The following is a 1,331-nucleotide window of genomic DNA, read 5'->3' as shown; positions in this document are numbered from 1 at the left end:
CTGAGGTTCCCCCGACGTGCGGAAGGTTGCCGGAGATGGCCTGATGGGCCATGAGAAGGGAGCCTCTGCCATGGCTGCACCGATGAAGTACCCGCCCGAGTTGCGACGGCGTGCGGTGGAGATGTACCGCACTGCCGACCCGAAGCCGGTGATCCGCAAGATGGCCCGCGACCTGGGCGTGCACCACGAGGCCCTGCGTAACTGGATCCGCCAGGACGAGGCGGACCGGGGCGAACGGGACGACCGGCTGACCACCGCGGAGAAGGAGGAACTGGCCGCGCTGCGGAAAGAGAACGCCGAGCTCCGCCGGTCCTGCGAGATCCTCAAGGCCGCCTCGGCTTTTTTCGCCCAGGAGCTCGACCCGACCCGGCGACGGTACTGAAGCTCATCGACGAGTACCAGGACCGCTTCGGGGCCGAGCCCGTCCTCCGGGAACTGCACATCCCCGCCTCCACCTACTACCGCTGGCGCCGCGAGGCCGTCGATCCGTGCGCGCGCAAGCGCCACGACGCCGAACTGACCGAGCACATCCGCCGCATCCACGCCGACTCCGACGAGACCTACGGCTCCCCGCGCGTCCACGCGGTCCTGCGACGCGAGGGCACCCGGGTCGGCCGCAAGCGGGTCGAACGCCTGATGCGCCAGGCCGGCCTGCAGGGCGTCAGTCCACGCCGGTCCCGCGGATTCACCCGCCGAGACCCGGCCGCCGACCTCGCCCCGGACCTGGTCCAGCGCGACTTCACCGCCACCGCGCCGAACCGGCTGTGGGTCGCCGACATCTCGCTGATCCACACCGGCGAGGGAGCGTGGTGGCTGGCCACGATCCGCGACGCCTTCTCCCGCCGGATCGTGGGCTGGCACACCTCGGAGCGGGCGGACGCCGACCTCGTGCTCACCGCGCTGGAGTACGCCCTGCACGGCCGGCCCGTCGAGCCCGGGACGCTTATCCATCACAGCGACCACGGGTGTCAATACACGTCCATCAAGCTCACAACTCGCCTGCTGAAGGCGGGAATCGAGCCGAGCATGGGAAGCGTGGGCGACTCGTTCGACAACGCCCTCGCGGAGAACTTCTGGAGCGTGCTGAAGACCGAGTGCGTGCGCCGCACGACCTTCGAGACCCGCACGGATGCCGACCTGGCCCTGTTCGCCTACATCGACGGCTGGTACAACACCCGCCGCATCCAAAAACGCCTCGGCTGGCTCAGTCCCGACGAGTACGAGGCGAAGTACTACGCCAACCAAGCGACGGCCGAACCGGTGGCCATCGAACCACCCACCCCCATCCTGACCAGGTAATCAACACCTCCCGCACAGCGGGGGAAGCTCAG

General features: G+C 69.0%; 2 protein-coding genes. Both read left to right on the top strand.

Annotated features, from left to right (window positions below; translation table 11 throughout):
* Positions 1 to 70: 70 nt before the first annotated feature.
* A complete protein-coding gene (locus ABT048_RS41640) occupies positions 71 to 382 on the top strand; it encodes a transposase (protein ID WP_030558521.1) in 312 nt (103 codons plus the stop codon).
* Positions 313 to 1,299, top strand: coding sequence for an IS3 family transposase (locus ABT048_RS41635; RefSeq protein ID WP_350526861.1), 987 nt, complete (start codon positions 313 to 315; stop codon positions 1,297 to 1,299). Before ABT048_RS41640 ends, ABT048_RS41635 begins: the two co-directional genes overlap by 70 nt.
* Positions 1,300 to 1,331 lie beyond the last annotated feature (32 nt).

The organism is Kitasatospora sp. NPDC096140, from assembly GCF_040303045.1.
Classification (GTDB): Bacteria; Actinomycetota; Actinomycetes; order Streptomycetales; family Streptomycetaceae; genus Kitasatospora.
This window is presented reverse-complemented; position numbering and strand designations above follow the sequence as displayed.

Bases quoted from the DNA above. Each gene is read 5' to 3' on its own strand.
- ABT048_RS41640 (WP_030558521.1), top strand. From the start codon at position 71: ATGGCTGCACCGATGAAGTACCCGCCCGAGTTGCGACGGCGTGCGGTG.